The 19,397-nt window shown below is 41.0% G+C and carries 12 protein-coding genes; 6 read left to right on the top strand and 6 right to left on the bottom strand.

The features are described from left to right. The first annotated feature begins 3 nt into the window (after positions 1–3). The gene (locus Q0791_RS06125) at positions 4–1,356 is read left to right on the top strand and encodes a DegQ family serine endoprotease (RefSeq protein WP_299003839.1); all 1,353 of its coding nucleotides are present in this window, start codon (positions 4–6) and stop codon (positions 1,354–1,356) included. Positions 1,357–1,565: 209 nt separating this feature from the next. Further along, on the top strand, positions 1,566–2,648 hold the full coding sequence (degS, locus tag Q0791_RS06120; RefSeq protein WP_299003837.1) for an outer membrane-stress sensor serine endopeptidase DegS: 1,083 nt from the start codon (positions 1,566–1,568) through the stop codon (positions 2,646–2,648). A gap of 298 nt (positions 2,649–2,946) precedes the next feature. On the opposite strand, the gene Q0791_RS06115 is transcribed toward degS, so the two are convergent. From Q0791_RS06115 to dgcA, 5 genes are all read right to left on the bottom strand, one after another. Beyond that, positions 2,947–7,743, bottom strand: coding sequence for a metallophosphoesterase (locus tag Q0791_RS06115; RefSeq protein WP_299003835.1), 4,797 nt, complete (start codon positions 7,741–7,743; stop codon positions 2,947–2,949). A 169-nt stretch (positions 7,744–7,912) separates the two neighbouring features. Then, positions 7,913–8,758 (bottom strand): tetratricopeptide repeat protein, encoded by an 846-nt coding sequence (locus tag Q0791_RS06110; protein ID WP_299003833.1) that lies wholly within the window; start codon positions 8,756–8,758, stop codon positions 7,913–7,915. Beyond that, positions 8,755–11,706, bottom strand: coding sequence for a DNRLRE domain-containing protein (locus tag Q0791_RS06105; RefSeq protein ID WP_299003831.1), 2,952 nt, complete (start codon positions 11,704–11,706; stop codon positions 8,755–8,757). The genes Q0791_RS06110 and Q0791_RS06105 overlap by 4 nt, the downstream gene beginning before the upstream one ends. A gap of 294 nt (positions 11,707–12,000) precedes the next feature. Next, entirely contained in the window at positions 12,001–12,996 is a 996-nt protein-coding gene (gene dgcN, locus Q0791_RS06100; RefSeq protein WP_299003829.1) for an N-acetyltransferase DgcN, read from the bottom strand. An 84-nt stretch (positions 12,997–13,080) separates the two neighbouring features. Further along, positions 13,081–14,070: an N-acetyl-D-Glu racemase DgcA gene (gene dgcA / locus Q0791_RS06095; protein WP_299003827.1), complete on the bottom strand. Its 990-nt coding sequence runs from the start codon at positions 14,068–14,070 to the stop codon at positions 13,081–13,083. A 221-nt stretch (positions 14,071–14,291) separates the two neighbouring features. Between dgcA and Q0791_RS06090 the strand changes: the two genes are divergently transcribed. From Q0791_RS06090 to hxpB, 4 genes are all read left to right on the top strand, one after another. Further along, the gene (locus Q0791_RS06090; protein ID WP_299003825.1) at positions 14,292–14,783 is read left to right on the top strand and encodes an Lrp/AsnC family transcriptional regulator; all 492 of its coding nucleotides are present in this window, start codon (positions 14,292–14,294) and stop codon (positions 14,781–14,783) included. Positions 14,784–14,935: 152 nt separating this feature from the next. Beyond that, a complete protein-coding gene (locus Q0791_RS06085) occupies positions 14,936–16,891 on the top strand; it encodes a lipoxygenase family protein (protein ID WP_299003824.1) in 1,956 nt (651 codons plus the stop codon). Between the two features lie 479 nt (positions 16,892–17,370). Next, the gene (locus Q0791_RS06080; protein WP_299003823.1) at positions 17,371–17,793 is read left to right on the top strand and encodes an organic hydroperoxide resistance protein; all 423 of its coding nucleotides are present in this window, start codon (positions 17,371–17,373) and stop codon (positions 17,791–17,793) included. A gap of 180 nt (positions 17,794–17,973) precedes the next feature. Further along, positions 17,974–18,690 carry a hexitol phosphatase HxpB gene (gene hxpB, locus Q0791_RS06075; RefSeq protein WP_299003821.1) on the top strand — a complete coding sequence of 239 codons (717 nt, stop codon included), beginning with the start codon at positions 17,974–17,976 and terminating at the stop codon, positions 18,688–18,690. A 148-nt stretch (positions 18,691–18,838) separates the two neighbouring features. On the opposite strand, the gene Q0791_RS06070 is transcribed toward hxpB, so the two are convergent. Next, the gene (locus Q0791_RS06070) at positions 18,839–19,087 is read right to left on the bottom strand and encodes a hypothetical protein (protein ID WP_299003819.1); all 249 of its coding nucleotides are present in this window, start codon (positions 19,085–19,087) and stop codon (positions 18,839–18,841) included. Between the last annotated feature and the right edge of the window lie 310 nt (positions 19,088–19,397).

Genomic DNA, 19,397 nt, shown 5'->3' with positions numbered 1-19,397 from the left:
TAGATGAAAACCAAATTATCTGTATTTTCAGCCGCACTACTGGGCGCAACATTAATTATGACACCTGCGGTATCGACAGCCGCCATCCCTCAGGCCGTCGATAATAAGCCTATGCCCAGTCTCGCCCCTATGCTAGAGACTGTCACTCCCGCCGTGGTCTCGGTTGCCGTATCAGGCACTCAAGTCTCGAAACAACAAATACCCGATGCATTTCGCTACTTTTTTGGTCCCAACATGCCTCAAGAGCAGATACAAAAGAGACCGTTCAAAGGATTAGGATCAGGTGTTATTATTGATGCCGATAAAGGTTATGTGGTCACCAATAACCATGTCATCGATGGGGCTGACAATATCCTTGTGGGCCTCAGCGATGGACGAGAAATAGAAGCAAAACTCATAGGTACCGATCCTGAATCGGATATTGCCCTTTTACAAATCAAAGCGAAAAACCTGACAGCCGCGTCATTTAGTGATTCCGATAAACTCAGAGTCGGGGATTTTGCCGTTGCCATTGGTAATCCCTTTGGTTTAGGCCAAACTGTCACTTCTGGCATTGTCAGTGCACTGGGCCGCTCGGGGCTAGGAATTGAAATGCTTGAAAACTTCATTCAAACCGACGCCGCCATAAACAGCGGTAATTCAGGTGGCGCTTTAGTCAACCTCAACGGTAACTTAATTGGCATCAATACCGCTATCGTGGCCCCCGGTGGAGGCAATGTGGGCATAGGTTTCGCTATTCCTTCTAATATGGTGAAAAGCCTAGTTAAGCAAATTATCGATCATGGAGAAGTTCGCCGTGGCGTGCTGGGGGTTGCAGGGCAAGATTTGACCAATGATTTAGCCAAAGCTTTTGGCCTTAAAACACAACATGGTGGCTTCGTGAATGAAGTGATGCCAGACAGCGCAGCTGCAAAAGCAGGTATCAAGGTCGGTGATATTATCATCAGCGTCAACGGTAAAAAAATTAAGAGCTTCCAAGAACTGCGGGCTAAAATTGCCACCTTAGGCGCAGGTACAAAAGTCACCTTAGGGCTTGTTCGTAATGAGAAAAATCGCACAGTCACAGCAACCTTAGGTGAGTCGGTGCAATCTGAGGAAATGGCTTCAGGTTCTGTCCATCCTATGTTGACGGGTGCCACACTTGAAAACACTAAAATGGGTATCGAAATCAGCGATGTGGCCTCAGGCTCGCCAGCAGCACAAAGTGGGCTCGTCAAAGGCGATATCATCACTGCGGTTAATCGCACTCCAGTTAAAGATCTTAAATCACTCAAAGCAGAGCTAAAAGATCGCAAAGGCACTGTTGCATTGAAGATTTTAAGAGGAAATACTAACCTTTATCTGATCTTACGTTAAATCAGGCTCAAAAAAGCGGACAAGCACCTTAGTGCTTGTCCGCTTTTTACTTTTATTTACAGATAGATAATAAATTAACACTTTACAAAACACACCTTTAAAGTACCCGTTAACTTAGCAATTCCTAATACAAAAACAGCAAATTTGTTGACGAACAAATGCCTCAAACATGTTAACCTTAATCATCTTTATCTTTATTTCTGTTTGTCATGGCCATTAAAAACAGCTTCATTTACCTTGCTAAAGCCGTTATTTTCGGCTTTGTTATTGCCGCTATTATTTTATTCATTGCTCCTTTTTTTACTGATGAAAGCAGTGGCCACGCTTTTTTTAGCAAAGAAGACAATGAAGGTCATGAAATGTCCTTTGCCACTGCGGTGAGACGATCCGCTCCAGCCGTGGTGAATATTTACACCTTAACCGTAGATAAAGATAATCCGCTAAAACCAGGCTCACTACAAGGTTTAGGCGCGGGTGTGATCATGAGCAAAGACGGCTACATTTTAACCAACTACCATGTCATTAAAAAAGCAGACGAGATAGTGGTTGCCCTTCAAGATGGTCGCCAGTTCATTTCTGAGACTGTGGGCTCCGATCCTGAAACCGATTTATCTGTGCTAAAAATTGAAGGAGATAACCTTCCCGTCGCTCCACTGAACCTCAACCAACCTGCACAAGTGGGTGACGTCGTGCTCGCCATTGGTAACCCGTATAATTTAGGGCAAACCATCACTCAAGGTATTATCAGTGCCACAGGCCGTAACGGCCTCAGCTCTGGCTATTTAGACTTTTTACAAACTGATGCCGCCATTAATGCGGGTAATTCAGGAGGCGCGCTCATCAATACTCAAGGTCGACTCATTGGCATCAATACGGCCGCATTTCAGGTGGGTGGCGAAGGAGGAGGACACGGCATTAATTTCGCTATTCCCATCAAATTGGCACACAGTATCATGGGCAAACTCATTAAAAATGGCCGAGTGATCCGAGGGGCACTGGGGATCAGCGGCGAAGCGGTTGGCCCTGTTATGAGCCAACTGCTGAATAAACCCAATTTAACGGGTGTGGTGATAACGGGGATCGATACTAATGGCCCTGCAGCCAAAGCAGGCCTTCAACCTAGAGATGTCATCACTCGCTTTAAAGGAGAAAAGATCCCAGGGGTTGAAATGCTCATGGACAGGATCGCCGAAACCCCACCAGGGCAAAGCGTCACTATGACTATCATTAGAGACGGCAAACAATTTGATGTCCCCGTTGTGATAGGGCAAAAGCCTGTGAGCTATAACTAACCTGAATTCAGGTTAACTAAATTAACTTATAACGTGACACTCAAATGGCTTGAAAATATCTGTTTTCAAAGTCCGTATTTTCAAAGTCCATATTTTCAAAGTCCGTAGAAGTGCCTCATTCAAGACGCACTTTTTTTTAAAAACGAAAAGGCCGAAATGCTGATTGTCTTTTTAAAATGAGACAAAATAACAGTCGGTGCTTTTACACACCTCCAAAAAGCTGAGCCTTAGCGGCATAGAAAAAATCTTTTATTTAACCTTATTCAGCTTGCAATGCATATTAACAGCATCGCTCTTATTATATGTATTCTCTCATATTATGACCAGAAACATTACATACGATAGTATAATAGTTTTTTATTTTACCATATAGCTCCCAGCTCCAATGTTCGAGATCATCCCCAACTAAACAGTGCCGAACCTCGCTTATTCTCTTACTAAAGTAATCATCTAATTTTAACTGTAACTTGACCCAAGCTTGAAAATTAGCAGGGATCTGAACTAATAACTCGATATCCTCCTTATTCAGTGTTTCCAATTTTAAACACTCCATATTAAAAGAGCCTACAGGCACAGAACTTTTATTCACTAACACTTCATATTTATGCTGAATGCCTGTTTGCTGCTCTATTATCACTTCTTTCTCTAAATCTATGCTACCGGATGCATTAAACTTTGATATTGGCGCCAGACTCAACTCATTAATAAAACGATTCATCGCGCCACTAAGATTATTGGTATTCTTATTCCATTTGGGATCGACACGCTTATACTTGTCATCAACATTCGCAAGCGTATTTGAAAAAAACTCTGCGTCATTTGTTAAAGCTCCCTCTTCCTGTGCAGCCTGAATATCTTTATCTGGATCAAGCCAAAAGCTCACATCACACAAAAACTTTTGCTCTTGTGAGCCATCATTCATGATAAAAGTGATAAAGTACTTTTGGGCCTTAAAATCATCCTCATCATGACTGCGACTATGAAGCTGTATCCGTTCAAAACCAGTATCAATGCTACCTAATGTGATATTAAGGCTGATCCAATCTGCTTTTCCCATTAACTGCAAGTTTGATGCAATAGACTGATATGCTTTTAATTTTTCTAATAAATCATTACAGGTCACAGAGCCATTATCAGTTAATAATGTTTGAATATCAGGATGAGTTCTTTTAAAACCTGCACCTAGATGTCTGTTCCAATTTTCGACCAGTTTTTCTTTTCCTTTTGCGTCATCAGCAAAGTTATTGTTCTTAAATGCAGAACCAAAATAATATGTCGCCTTCTCTAACCGGGTACCTCCTCCCCCCCTACGTAAGGGAATAGGCTCGCCATCCTCACCATACATGACAATAGTTTTATTGTTTAAATCAATAATATGAAAGCCCCACTGCAGTTTAAGAAAAGAGCGGTATGTTAGCCCCTCGTTATACACAACATCCTCAACTGGCGCAGGCTTTTTTTCCATCCCCTTCAATGTCGCCACATCAATATTAAAACCACTGAACATGTACTGGTTTAGGCTGTTCGGATCAATATTATGCTGAGGGATTAACGCCTTTGTGGAACGCTCTAGTTGCTCTAAATGCTCAATTCCACCCACACCGCAATAACGTAATGCCCAATTCAAATCTTTTTCGTCAAACAGCCCGTCATTATTTAAAGCCTTTTCCTTATCTTTCACTTGATTAAGTGCCAGATCGGCCACTAATGCATACACAACATAAATGTCGACTTTAGCGTTATCCCATTCATTGCGTTCAACATAACGCCTCATTCTTTTGAGGGCTTTGAATTTTGAAAAAATTGGCGATGACTGGCTGTTTCTGTCTGCTATTTTTATCGACGGCTTTTTTGATGGCTGTTTTGATGGCTTAGTATAACGGAATTCAAGGAATGCTCTACCATCAAGAATGTGAAAGCGTATTTCTTCAACTTTCCCTTTAGCCGCAGCTATCACTGCAAGCTCATCCTCAATATCTCTCATCACAAAATCAGCATTGTTATGTCTTTTCATTGTGTTGGCATTAGGCGATTTTTTTGCCTTTTTTGCCTTTATCTTTGCATGAATAGTTGCTTGCCCTGCCGATCCCTTTAAAGGCGCATTTTCATTATCTCCTGTAAGCTCATCGTTTAAAAGTTCATTAGCAGTATTATCTATCAGTGGGCTTAAAGGCGCATTTTCATCATTTAATAAATCATCAAGATCATTCCCTGTAATCTTATCATTTAAAGCATTATTAGTATTATCCTCAGCAAACTCATCATCTAAAGCATTATTAACAAACTTTCCTGTAAATTCATTATTCGAAGCGGCATTAGCCCTATTCTTTGCTGGACTGCTAACATTAGCAGTATAAGCATTCTTCTTTAAAAAAGTACTAGGATTAGGACGCGATTCTTCTGGATTCAAAGCATGGTAAGGATGAAGATCAGGTTTACGAAGAAAATCCCTTGGCTTAGGCTTAGGCAAAGGTAAATTACCAAGCTTCAATGTGATACTGGCCTCAACATTTGGATCATTAGCCTGCACGCCAAGATTTTCCATCTCCTCCCTTAGTGGATTCTCAGGTGACAACATGCCACAGGGTGTTAATCTGTAAGGCCTTATTTCTTCACGACATTCAATTGCTTTTTCCGATTTACTGCCACTTAATTTACCGCCGCCCCCGCCAGAAATCACTTGCGTCAATGGCACTTCAGAGAGTGTTGAAGGCATAGGCAGACTGTCGATACTGAGTAAATGATCATGAGCACAAAGAATAATATCAAAGCGCATAAACTTCGGATTATTGTCATCCTCTGACACATTAAGCCTGAAAATTTCATCTTTAATCATATTACCAATCTCCCCTTTGGAAGGCACACGACCATGCATTCCAAAAGCTTTTTGGTACTTTACCGCATCCTCAGGTTTGTTTAATCGCTTTCCGGCCGCTAAGAAAGGGTGATGTAACACCAATATTTTGGTGTTTGGTTCCTTTTTGTTTTTCCTCGCCTCTGTATCCCGCCTTAGACTTTGTTTATAGCGATCGATCAAATAATATTTTTGCTCTAGATCAAATAAAAACGAGTTGGAATCTAATACAAAAAAATCCGCCTTTTCTGAAAATAACGCATAATAGCGATACGGCATATTCCACGCCATATAGGGATTAACCTCTTCCATATAGGTTAATCTTACCTGAGACAACTCCCTTGCAATGGTTCTATCTGGGGTTGAAAAATAATTTTTGCGCGCAGCCATAAAGTTACTCGCAAAACTTTTCCCAGACTCCTCCCCCCAGCAACTCCAAGTATGAATATAAGCATCATGGTTACCCAATACAACAAAGCATTGCATCAAGCCATAAGGTTCAGAAAAATCCCGAGTAAATCGATAAAGATTTGAGCTTTTATCACGATTTGAGTTTATATCACGCATAGCCTTCTCATATCGAGTAAAATTCCAATTCGTACTTAAGCCATCGTCATAAAAATTATCACCAAGAATAAAAGTGATAGGCTCACCTTGATGCCCCGCTCCTTCCGCATCCTTTGAACAAGCTTTAACTCTTTTGAATAATTGTTCACCTAGATCCAATTGCATCCTTTGGCGTGATTGCCCCCTACCAAAAAAACCCTTGGACATGCCTTTATAGAAATGTTTACTCCTCATTCCTTGGCAACCGACAACCCCAATGATACCATTGAATTTGCCACCATAGTCATTCAGCTGCTGCAAAGTCACACGATTACGGCAACGTACATCATCACAATGCTGATAAAGTGTTTTCGCTAATTCTTTATAGTTAGCTGGATATTTCTTCCCTTCTTGCTTAAACATTTTAAAAAGATTATCGTCTCTTTTGCGATAATTTTGTTGTTGAGCATAAGCACCTTGAACACCTTGAGAAAAGCTGTGTCGAGGAAAACTGTGTTGAGAAATGCTGGGGCGATTTAGCTGTTCATCATCACCATCAAGGTCTGCATTCCCCCCATATTTAGCCTCATCCACTATAAAGTCTGGATTCTGTGTATTATCTCTTCCATAATAATACTTGTTCGTATCATTCATATCATTTCTATCATTCAAAAGATGCGGTCCTGATTGAACAGCAATATTATCGATACCACTTATTTGGGATGGAGAGTGGTCATTCCAAGCAACAGGATCGCCTAAAAGGCTTTGACTCTGATTGCTCTGAAATTTATATGAGGATGGATTAACAGCAGAAAAAGCATGGGGGTTATTATTGACTCCATGTTGTAATTTCGTACTCTTTTCGTTTCGCGGCAGGCTTTTTTCGTTTTGCGACAATAGTCCAAATCGATCTTCAAAACCCTGAGGGTTATCTGGGTTATCTACTGGCACCGGTTTAACAGATGGTGGATAATAATAAAGTGGTTTTCTGCTTGGATAATCAAATTTATATAATGCTTGATAATCTTGGTGACGTTTGCGTGTTTGGCCCTTGGGGCTTGTATCTGTGACCTTTGGTTGTCTCGTTCTTTCTATTGCTTGATAGGCGTTAAGATCCATTTCGCTATTCGCTTGATAAAACTCCTTAATTAATGGCCCACCAAATATTGTCCCTTTAACCACGTATTTTTCTGTATATACAGTTTTGCTACCACCACTGGAAAACGCTTTGATATCCCTTTCATTTTTTTGTTGCTCTCTGGTGTACATATTATAAGGAAAAACACCACAGCATTTATCAAGATCTAGGGTAAAATGCATAGCTTCACTGTATAGCTCTTTTATGTCACCAATAAAACGATTACGCTCTGTCATATCATCGATAGAAAAATTACGCTCGTTATTCCTTATCTGTGTTTCTATATCTTTATCAAAATCCGCTTCATATAACCAAGCTTTTTTTAGATTTTTTTCTTGTTTTTTTAGATTTTTTTCTTGTTTTTTTCGTTTTTCTTCTGCATTTTCTTTTGGATCTTCTTTTGGATATGCCGTTAAACTCAGCTGCCACCTCTGCTGATATTTATCCCTGATATTCTCGTCATCGACATACATAACCCCAAGATAACCATAAACTTGTAAAAGCTTGCCCGCATAATAAACGCGGCGAAAGGAAAACTCTGCGGGTTTACTGGCCATAATGCTCCTCACCTCAATGCAGCTGGACGTTATCTTTATAGATACTTCAAAACAATATTGCTAGGAATAATGTTTAGTATATGTACAAATTCGGCGTTTCACACCCTTATGCGCCACTCTGTTTATGATTAATACGCCCATTGCATAATGAAGATAAATTAACGCGAGTTCATAACGACATTAAACTCAGGCGTACCGCGTGCTTAATAGCGCGATAAGCAGGCAAGACTTGCTTATATGAAGGAAGGTTATTTAAGGTGGTTAGCGTATGATTAAATGCCTGATATGCCGCAAAGGTCTCTCCCTTTAGTGCCAAAATGCTTGCTTTTTTAAACTGCCATTTTGGGCTGACTTGTAGCACCCTTGGCAAACGCTCAAGGGTCTTTAACGCTTGCGCATATAAGTGATTGCTTTCATAAACATTCACCAGCAAAGTGACATGACTGGCAATGGGCCCATGTTGATGAATACCCGCTTCAAGCCCCATGACAATTTCGGCCAATAAAATATGTGAATAAGGTGCAGTCTCCATTTTCATGAGTACTTGCGCCCGCTGATGAAACATGGCAGGAGAAGGATTGCCGTCTCTTACCATCGCCTCATTCCATGCATTAACACTTAATCGAAAGGCCTCTTGCTGAGTATGTAATTTTGCCAATGCAACATACCCTTTAGCCGCGTCAGTCTGGGCCAGGTATTGATTTAAGCGCTTTAATGCAAGCGTATATTTTTCTTGCTCAAGGTATAACAGACCCAACCAATAATGAACGTCGGGCCATTGAGGTTTGAGCTTTGCTGCCCGCTGATAGTCTTTTAAGGCTAAACGCATTTCATTACGCTCTTGATGAAGGCGCCCTCTGGCAATATACAAATTGGCATCATTAGGGTGATGGGATAAGGCATGTTGTAACTGCTCCAACCGACTCGTGGATGTGCCATGAGCTAACAATGCGCCACTGTAAATAAAGAAGGATAAACACAGCAGCAAGACTCCCTCTTTAAATAATGGGATCATAATGCCTCCGCGCTATCCAATGCGTAATGGTATTCAATTTTTAACTTGGGTCTTTGAGTCCAATTTGCATATTCACTCGAACGAATATCAATACCATTATTACTGCCTGCACTTTCAATCATGATGCCATTATTAGCGCTACTGCCTTGCACCCAAGATTGCACTAAGACGATACCCGCTGCATTTAACCTTATTTCATAGGGATCGCTGCTCGCTGGTATGAAGCTGCCCAATACTTCTCCTCGATTGGTATTGGGAGAAGTATTGTTCCAAGTTGCCGTGTTTTCAGACCAGATTTGATCCATGGCACTTAACTGGTATTCACCACGACTGGAATTAAACACATCCAGTAGCACGGACACGCCCGTCACCACAGCCGTATTGGGGATCGATGACACATCCCATTGCAACAAAGTGACTAATTCATCATTACTGCCATCATTACCATCGGCAAGGATCTCATCATCATCCCCCCAGACTTGAGCGGGATTGCCTGAGGCGACATAGGTATCTTGCGTCCCAGTATAACCTGATAATCCATCTTGCAATTCGGCGATCATATTGCCTGTCTCACCCACTGTAACGGCTTTCTCAATACTGTCAAAGGCGCCTTGATTATCAAACACGGTTAATGTGACGGTGTAAACTTGTGGACTCATATATGAATGAGAAGGCGTTGGATGATAGGCCAATTGACCGTCTCCAAAATCCCATTGCCAATGGGCAATATTGCCATCACTATCTGAAGAGGCATCAATAAAATTGACCTCTAACTGGTTTACTTGATGATTAAAATCAGCAATCGGAGCTTGATTATCCGTCTCACTTACAATATAGCTGATAATTAACATGGGCCGACTTGACTGAGTGCTATACTCACTTGAACGCAGATCAATACCATCAATACTGCCGCTACTTTTTAACATGATCCCTTGATTAATCTGGGTGCCATCAAGCCAAGCTTGAACGAGATCAATACCCGCTTGATTAAAATTCAATACCAACTCGCCTTGCGCTGCATCAGAAAAACTGGCTAGATTCACCCCCATATATTCATTAGGCGCCGCATTATTCCAAGTGACATTGGCCTGTTGCCAATCCTGTTTCATTTGCCATACATCATAATGTCCACTAGAGGTATTAAACAGACTCATCACTAATTGCACTTCTGTTACCACAGCATTGTGCGGTAAACGACTGAGATCCCATTTGAGTAAGCTGATAAGCTCGCCATTAAAACCATCATTGCCATCGGCAAGTAACACGGGCTCTGTACCGAAATTATCATCATCGACACCTGAGCCAATATAGGCATCTTGTGCCCCTTCATAGCCATTGAGCCCTTGCTGTAAACTGATTTGTTGTAATCGATTGCGTAAGAAGCTTTGCTCGGTATTGGCAGCAATGTCATTACCATTCAAATCTTCCACATTGTTGATAACCACTTTATAAAGCGTGTCAAAAGCTAATGGCGATGTGGTCAATATCACTTTATTTTGTGACACCTGCCTTTGAGCATCGAGAACAGCCACATTATTATCTATCACATAGTTCGTTATATTTTCAGCGCCTTGCAGCTCAAGCTTCTCACTAAATACCATCTCAACCTTGTTCTCGTCGACGCCTTCTGCTGAGATCACCGTTGGCGGCGTGACATCTGCGCCTTTTTGCAGAGTATAATAGTCGGTGACATTGCCAGTGTGATTTAAATAACGGGCCGTTAGCGTATCTTCATTAACATCTAATACAACAGAGCCTAATTGGTTTAGGGATATGAACATGGCTGGATGATCTAAATCTCCACCAGATATTTTTCCAGAGCTTCCCGCCACAGTATAAACTGCCCCCGCATTCGCTCCACCTTGAATTTTTTGATAAGCTCCATCTCCATCACTGCGCCCACTACCTGCATCGATTTGATGACTGGCATTAAAACTGGAAGAGTGACCATAGTGCCCATCAATGAGATAGGAGCGCTCATAAGAATGGCTATGACCACTAAAGACCAGATCCACGCCATGGCTCTCTAAAATAGGCAAAGCGCTTTCGCGCATATCAATCAATCGGGATTCAGTATCAGAATCATGAGAACCTTTGCTATAGGGAGGATGATGCCAAAATGCTATCGTCCATTGCTGAGTATTAGCTGCCAAATCATCGGCAAGCCATGTCATCATAGCTCCATCTGCGCTGCGATCTGTCTCATAAGAGTCCAGAGTAATAAAATGAATATTACCGTAATCAAATGAATAATAAGCTTCTGTGCCCGATGCTAATCCACCTGACTCACCTTGGCGAGGAAAGGAAAAAATATCATAATAGGGGCCCGATTCCGTATCAGAATTTGCCGTATAACCATCGTGATTACCTAAGGTTGCCCATAATGTAGAACGCCTCAAAAGCTCGGGATAAATATCAAAAACGGCATTCTGGTATTCGCTATCTGTACCACTGTTATAGGCATTATCACCCAACATGATCCACAAGTCGGTATTGTCACTGTTATCATAGTCCAAATAAGCATTGTATACCGCTTTAGCATTGGCATTGGCCGTACCCGAATCACCAATCAACCAAATACGTGTATTCACACTTTGCCCTATCGGTGGGGATGTCTTTAATCGATAACTTGTGTTCCCCCCTTCAAGCGTATCTGTCTCTGTGCCAACGGAATAGTAAAACACACTATTAGTACTCAGCCCAGTCAGACGTACTTCATGTTCAGTTCGGCTTCCTGAAATTACCACAGATTGATCTAACTGCTGAACATCCGTGCCGAAACGCACCACCGAACTGGTTGATACATCGGTACGCCAACGCACTGTGATACTGTCTTGATTTGCCATTTGTAAATAAGGTCCTCTAGTCACACTAGCGGCAATGGTTATCACAGGTAATAAACAAAATATTCCAATCAACATCTGGTAAAAATAATAAGTATGGCGCATAAAATTATCTTCCCTGTTGGCTCTTCAACTGTCGAAGAATTAAAATAAATGTTCAAATTAATAATGCTTGAATCGCACTTTTGTTAAGACGGGGCTAAATTAACACTTACTGATTAAATGAGCTCGATTATACAAAGCCACACTTAAAAAACACTCAGTCAAAAGGCTTATACTGACTGAATAAACTAGAAAGGGGTTATGACAGAAAGATGAAAATCCAATGAAAATGCGATGAAAAATGAACTAAAAAATGAAATGAAAAATGGGTAAGAGAAGCCCCTACCCAGATTTACGTTACAATGTCGCCAATTTATCGACAATCACCCCCACGCCCGTACGAACCGGATCCACACAAGGTAAATCCACTTCTTGGCTGATCTTCGCTATCACAGCTTCAGCTTCGATCGCTGTCATTTTCGAAGTATTCACACACACGCCCACACATTGTACGTTCGAATTAGTCAATTTCGCCGCCTTTAAAGCGGTATCAATGGCATCTTGTAATCCAGGGATAGGATAATGCTCAAGATCAACCACGTGCTTTCGAAGTGGGTCATGACAAAGCACTATCGCATCTGGCTGACTTCCATGAAGTAATCCAAGACTCACTCCAGCATAGGACGGATTATGTAAAGAGCCTTGCCCTTCAATTAAATCCCAATGATTGTCATGATTATCAGGTGATAATGACTCCGCCGCCCCTGAAATAAAATCTGAGATAACCGCATCCACAGCCGCGCCTTTACCCGCAATAAAAATGCCGGTTTGCCCTGTTGCTCTAAAGGTTGCATCCATGCCTCGCTGATGCATTTCTTTTTCAATGGCCAAAGTCGTAAACATCTTACCCACATTGCAATCGGTTCCCACTGCAAGTAAACGTTTACCGCTACGTTTTTTGCCATCACCTACTTCAAAGCTCTTTCTGGGGTGGCGAATATCTAAAATTTGTCGCCCATAATTATTGGCCGCCGTTTGCAACACATCAATATCCGCAACTTTAGTATGTAAACCAGCAGCAATATCCATTCCTGCTTCTAATGCCGCTTTTAAATGGGGTAACCAGCTGTCTTTTAATAACCCACCATGAGGAGCGACCCCAATCACAAGCGTCTTAGCACCTCGCTCCGCGGCCTCTTTCATAGACACTTCGGGCAAGCCCAAATCCACTTGACACCCTTCTAGGCGAAATTGTGCGACACAATCTTGAGGCCGCCAATGACAAATCCCTTGCGCCGTTTTAGCAAACTCACCGTCACCTAAAAAAAGTAAATAAGGTTTCTTGATATTCATACTGCTTTCCTCAAATGCTAAATCACGCTCTTTAAATTTAAATCATAATCTTTAGCGAAAGATTTCCTCACATGTTAAATTCTGCTAACCCCATAATCCTTGGTGAGAGGGATACACTAAGCCTTCTTTATATTTCAATGCATTGTCACGATCTCGCCCCATCAATAAAGGACCATCAAGATCGACATATTTAGTATGTTGAGCGATCAGTAAGCCCGGTGCCATCGCAAGCGAAGTTCCCACCATACAGCCCACCATGACTTCAAAATTCATTTCCTTCGCTTTTTGAAGTAACTGCATTGCTTCAGTGATGCCACCGGTTTTATCAAGCTTAATATTCACCATGTCATATTTACCCACTAACCCATCGAGATCACGGCTGGTATGACATGACTCGTCAGCACATATTGTCATAGGGTGTTCAATGCTCGCTAAAAGCGCATCTTGACCTGCAGGTAAAGGTTGTTCGACCATTTCTACATTATGTTCATGCATGACATCCAAAAACACTTCCACATCACTTGGTTTCCAGGCTTCATTGGCATCAATAATGAGTCGTTGATCCGGTAATGCATCCCGAATAGCAGCGATTCTTTCCACATCCCCTACTCCTCCAAACTTTAATTTAAGCACCTCATGCCCTTGCGCTTTTTTAGCCGCAAAAGCCATGTCTTGAGGCCTGCCTAAACTAATAGTAAAAACAGTGTCTACTGGCTGAGGTTCTGTCATGCCAAATTGTTGCCAAACAGGCTTATTTTGCTGTTTACTGATTAAATCCCATAAAGCACAATCAATCGCATTTCTTGCCGCACCCGGCCTCAGCAAGGTCTGTAAGCTCTGAGGCGTCAACACTAATTGAGGATCGTCTTTCAACCTTTTTTGCACTGCCGCAAATTGTGACATCACAGATCGAATTGACTCACCATAACGCGCCGTAGGAGATGACTCACCAAAACCCGTGAACTGCCCGTCAGTCGCCTCAACCACTAAGACTTCTTGGCAAGTGGTTTTTTCTCGAGAGATAACAAATGGCGTATCTAGCGCCCATTTTTCAGAATACATTTGTAATTGCACAATCATATTTCCTTTTAGTCGACACCCGAATGGGCTCAATCACATCTAAAGAATATATTTATGTTAGCAAGGGATTTACCCATAAAATCCACAAACTGACACTTATATTCTAGGTATTCCCGCAATTTTTTGTAAAAATAAAGGGAATTTCCCTTGCTTTGTGCAATAAAAGTCAATAGAACGATTGATTCGTCTATAAAAAAGAGAGCGCATATCGCCTTATGGCCAAAAATACCAAACTTGATCGATACGATCTGAAAATATTATCAGAATTAAAACAAGAAGGTAGAATGACGAAAGTCAAACTCGCCGATGCGGTTGGCTTATCGGATACCCCTTGCTCTCAAAGGCAAAAAAAATTAGAAGATAAAGGTTTTATTAAATCTTACCATGCTCAAATAGACTACGATCGCTTAGCAGATATTAACTATTTTATTGTCGAATTCGCCTTTATTGATTTCTTTCCCACTGAAAGAGAACGTTTTTTAAAAACCATACTGGCAATGCCGGAAGTGGTCGAAATAAAAGCCGTCTTAGGAGAAGTGGATTACTTTCTCACCTTTGCAGCGAAATCGGTGCAACATTACCAATCACTGATTGAAATATTACAAGCCAAACACTTTACCTTTGAATACACGAGTCATGCTGTGAGTAAAACGGTTAAAAATGAATTTGATGTCAAACTACTCGACTTACTCTCTGTGTTAAAATAATCAGCAACAAATGATGGCAATACCACTGAGATCGCCATCAAAAAACGCGCCTTGAATGACGCTCTTTTGGCCCACACAAAAACAATCATCTTGAATTATTACAAGGATAGATCTTTACTTTAATCATTAGGTCGAACACATAAAGACTCATCATGATGGATAGTCATACTCCCATTTTGCCTCAACATGCTTCAACAACCCAAAAAAATGAACGCAATCGTTTTTTAGAGCAACAAAGACAGTGTTATCAGTGGAACATACATTCGGCCAATTTAATGGGAGTGCCGTTAGTGAGCCAACTTGATGAAGAAGAGCTTCCCACACAAGAATGGAAAAGCTTAATTTGTATTACATTATCTGAAGTAATCAATAATTTTTTAGTTGTCATGGAAGACTTTACCCACAACTCTCAGTCGAACATAGATCTGACGACACTAAAAACCAGTTATCAAAAAATACAACCCATTATCGAGCATTTGAAATTACACCAATCCCCCCATCATCATTCACTGTGGCATACCTTTATGCACCTAATACACCACACTGAATTTAATAGAAAAAGCCTTATGGAGGACGTTGAAAACATCGCTTGGCCAGAAGTACAAAATAACATTAAACAGATTGATCGTATTCTAAAGCAATTAGAAAAAGCCACCATAGATTCAGAACTGTCTACTGAACACTACCAACAGCTGTTTAAAACCTTAAAGCTGCCGCGTATTGCGAGCAAAATAAAAGAAGACCAAAGTTTTGCCAATCTTAGGCTAGCAGGCCCTAATCCTATGTTGCTGAAGAATGTTACTCAGCTGCCTTCACACTTTCCACTGTCTAATGACATGGTTAAACACTTGTTTATTGGTCATGATAATCTAGAAAAAGCATTAGAAGATCAGCGTATTTTTATTATTGACTACAAATCACTCGATGATCTCACTGAGCAAACAGGCGCTTTTCAAAGTCGTAAAAAAAGCCTCAGCGCCCCCATTGCCGCCTTTATGTTAAATATGAACAGACAGCACTTTATACCCATTGCTATTCAATTAACACAAGATCCTACAAACGGCCCCATATTCACTCCTCCTTGCCATGATGAAACCGACTACCTTTGGCAATATGCTAAAAACTGCGTCAATTATGCTGACGCCAACTATCATGAGCTTATCTTACATCTTGGCCGTACTCATCTCATAGCAGAAGCTTTCGCCATTGCAACCCATAGACAATTACCCTTTTGTCACCCCATTAACCGCTTATTATTACCTCACTTTGAAGGCACCTTGTTCATTAATGCTGAATTAGAATCAAATTTAATGGCCGCCCATGGGCCCATCGCCAATATTTTTGCAGGCCAAATTACTGCTTCACAACAAGCTGCTGTCAAAAATCGATTGTCGTTTGATTTTTCAGGCTCCTATTTACCAAACGAATTAAGTCGCCGCGGTATCTTTGATCCGCAAATTCTTCCTTGTTTTCCCTACCGTGATGATGGGCTCAAAATTTGGCACGCCATTGCACAATGGAGTGAGAATTATGTTTATCTATATTATGAAAGTGATGATGAGGTGCTTGCAGACAGTGAAATACAAGCTTGGCACAACGAGGTACTGTCTTTAGGCAAAATTCACAATATTCCCACCTTAACCAACCGCCATATTCTCTCTGAAGTATTAACCATGATAATCTTCACCTGCAGCGCTCAACATGCGGCCATTAATTTTCCTCAGCGTAATTTAATGTCATTTTCACCGATCATATCAGGGGCATTATGGGATAAGCCGCCCTCCTCTGCTAATGATGAAATCGCTTGGTTAAAGACCCTTCCACCTATTGTTATTGCACTAGAACAACAAATGATGTTAACCCTATTAGGCTCTATTCACTATCGCAAATTGGGAGAATACAAAGACAAACATTTTCCTTACAAAGCTTGGTTTAAAGACAAAAAAATCACCGAAGCCAATGGACCGTTAACCCAATTTCAAAATCAATTATTGCGAATAGAAAACGACATTAAGACGGCGATTATAGCTCGTCAATCTTATTATCCCGACAGCGAACCTTATGATTACTTGTTGCCCAGTACGATCCCTTGCAGCATCAATATTTAACATTAAAAAATAAATATCAATTATAACAACATACTATACCCGTGATACTTGAAGATGCAGAATTCAGCTGGAATGAAAAGCCTTTTAGACAAGGCTTTGAACAGCGTGCCTAGTCATTCTAAGCTGATGTTCAGTAACGCAGTATAAAAGGCTTTTAAACCAGCCCTTTGGGAGTCTGTAAAAGCACCGACTTCTGCGTTGTATCATCTTAAAAGGCAATAAGCATTCTTGCAATAATACGCCTTGAATTAGGCACTTTTACAGGCTCTGAAAACATGCATCTTCAGGTATCACGGGGATAGATAAATTTCTTATTGATATCGCTAAGCTCTCACCTCTTTCAATTTAAATTGCGCACAATATAGTTGCCAATATCCCTGTGTCGCGTTATAGTGAACACAAGATAAATTGTGCACAACTTAAATTCCCATTCAAGTTGTTAAGCACTCCCCAAATTAATGACAATTAAGGCTCCTATTATGAAAACGTTATACCAAACTAGCGCAACCGCATCTGCAGGCCGCAATGGCGAAGTGAATACCAGTGACGGTCAATTATCTTTATCATTAAGTTATCCAAAAGAAATGGGGGGCTCAGGTGCTGGCAATAATCCTGAGCAACTGTTTGCCGCCGGTTATGCCGCCTGTTTTTCCAATGCTATTTTACATGTTGCCAAAGAAGCCAAAACTCCATTAACCCAAGCCCCTGTCACAGCAGACGTTGGCATCAATGCCAAAGACACAGGTGGATTTGCATTAACCGCAAGTCTTGCCGTGACACTTGATCTACCTCAAGCGCAAGCAGTAAAGCTTGTTAAAACCGCTCATCAAGTGTGCCCATACTCCAATGCCACTCGCAATAATATCCATGTGGGTTTAACCGTAAATGGCGAAACAATCTGATCTAAAATATCGGCACTCCATTAGCTTTTTAAAAAAGATCGCATTCTCTTAGCGCCATTTCACCATGGCGCTAATACTTTGCTTGCTCTTAGGCTTTATCTTTGTTACCACTAAGCTTACTGAAAAATGATTGCAACAAGGTTATGCTAGTAATCATTCTACTCTCATCTTAGGTGTATTATGGACTCTCCTGACATTCACGCCGTTATTTTCGACATGGACGGTGTTCTCATTGACTCAGAACCCTTATGGCAACGAGTCGAATTTGAGACAATGACCGCACTTGGGCTGCCCATTACCTATGAAGACACTTTACAAACCACAGGACTGAGGATCGATCAATTAGTCGAGTACTGGTATAAACGTTATCCTTGGCCAGATTATCACGATATAACAAATGGCTTAAAAACCTATAAAGGAAAAGAGAATAATCAAGCTGTTGCCCAGCGCATTGTTAATCAAGCTATCATAGCGATTAATCACGATGCAAAACCCATGCAAGGTGTCATTGAAGCCCTTGATAACTGTCAATCTCAAGGGCTTAAAATCGGTTTGGCATCGTCATCTCCCTCCATTATGATTGAGGCCGTACTCACTAAGCTCAACATCAAGCACTACTTTGAAGTAACAAAGTCCGCAGAACACTTAGCCCACGGAAAACCTCACCCCGAAGTCTATTTAAATTGCGCCACGGATCTTGGCATATCGCCCCATCATTGTTTAGCCATTGAAGACTCCTTTAACGGCTTGATTGCCGCCCGCGCCGCCAATATGCAAACCATCGCCATTCCCGCCCTTGATCAACAACACCTTTCCAAATGGCAAGTCGCCCACCAGCAGTTAGCCAATTTGCATGAGTTAGCGGATTATCTAAGGAAAAAGAATAGAAAAAAGTAGAAAGTAGTAGAAAAAGCGTTAGCATCAAGAAGCAAAAAAAGAGAGTGAAAAATATGCCATTAATCATGGCTACCTCTATTTATTTTATATTTTCTTTTTTTGTTTTTTTGTTTTTTTGTTTTTTTGTTTTTTTTAAGAAAAAAATACACTATGGAATAATATAATAAACGCCTGTAATTTGTTTAATATCATGACCTTCACTCTTTTGAGCAAAAATATAACGCCCTTCATCCTTATTTTTACAGACAAAAGTTAATGTATAACCCACTGCATTTCCCCCAATCATATCGACACCTTCTAAATACCCCACATTTTGAGTCATTTTTTTATAAATATAGTTTCCAATCAAAGAAGTATGACTTTTTAGATCTATAAAAGTCAGGCTTTTTTTTGGCAAAAGCGATTTCCGATATAATATTGCCATAAGGGTGTTGTGGCGTATAAGACTCATCACTGACAAACATAATCTTTAGCCCATTCAATGTCTGTGGCACTTGGCATGCCTCATTTGAACGGCTCCATTGCTGCTTTGAATCCTGCGTTACCAAAGTTTGCGTGACCGAAGTTTGCGTGCCCAAGGCTGGAGTAAAAAAAATATCAACATCATCACTAAAAGAGGGACAGCTTAGCCTGACCTGGTCAACTGAATTCGGTCACCCTAGTTAAGTTCGTTAAGCAACTTCTTTTAACAGCTTATCCATACGTTC

Source organism: uncultured Shewanella sp. (assembly GCF_947495455.1).
Lineage (GTDB): Bacteria > Pseudomonadota > Gammaproteobacteria > Enterobacterales > Shewanellaceae > Shewanella.
Note: the sequence above shows the minus strand (reverse complement) of the source record. Positions and strands in the feature narration are given on the sequence as shown.

Bases quoted from the DNA above. Each gene is read 5' to 3' on its own strand.
- Q0791_RS06125 (WP_299003839.1), top strand. From the start codon at position 4: ATGAAAACCAAATTATCTGTATTTTCAGCCGCACTACTGGGCGCAACA.
- Q0791_RS06085 (WP_299003824.1), top strand. From the start codon at position 14,936: ATGATGGATAGTCATACTCCCATTTTGCCTCAACATGCTTCAACAACC.
- Q0791_RS06115 (WP_299003835.1), bottom strand. From the start codon at position 7,743: ATGGCCAGTAAACCCGCAGAGTTTTCCTTTCGCCGCGTTTATTATGCG.
- Q0791_RS06110 (WP_299003833.1), bottom strand. From the start codon at position 8,758: ATGATCCCATTATTTAAAGAGGGAGTCTTGCTGCTGTGTTTATCCTTC.
- Q0791_RS06080 (WP_299003823.1), top strand. From the start codon at position 17,371: ATGAAAACGTTATACCAAACTAGCGCAACCGCATCTGCAGGCCGCAAT.
- Q0791_RS06105 (WP_299003831.1), bottom strand. From the start codon at position 11,706: ATGCGCCATACTTATTATTTTTACCAGATGTTGATTGGAATATTTTGT.
- dgcN (WP_299003829.1), bottom strand. From the start codon at position 12,996: ATGAATATCAAGAAACCTTATTTACTTTTTTTAGGTGACGGTGAGTTT.
- hxpB (WP_299003821.1), top strand. From the start codon at position 17,974: ATGGACTCTCCTGACATTCACGCCGTTATTTTCGACATGGACGGTGTT.
- degS (WP_299003837.1), top strand. From the start codon at position 1,566: ATGGCCATTAAAAACAGCTTCATTTACCTTGCTAAAGCCGTTATTTTC.
- Q0791_RS06090 (WP_299003825.1), top strand. From the start codon at position 14,292: ATGGCCAAAAATACCAAACTTGATCGATACGATCTGAAAATATTATCA.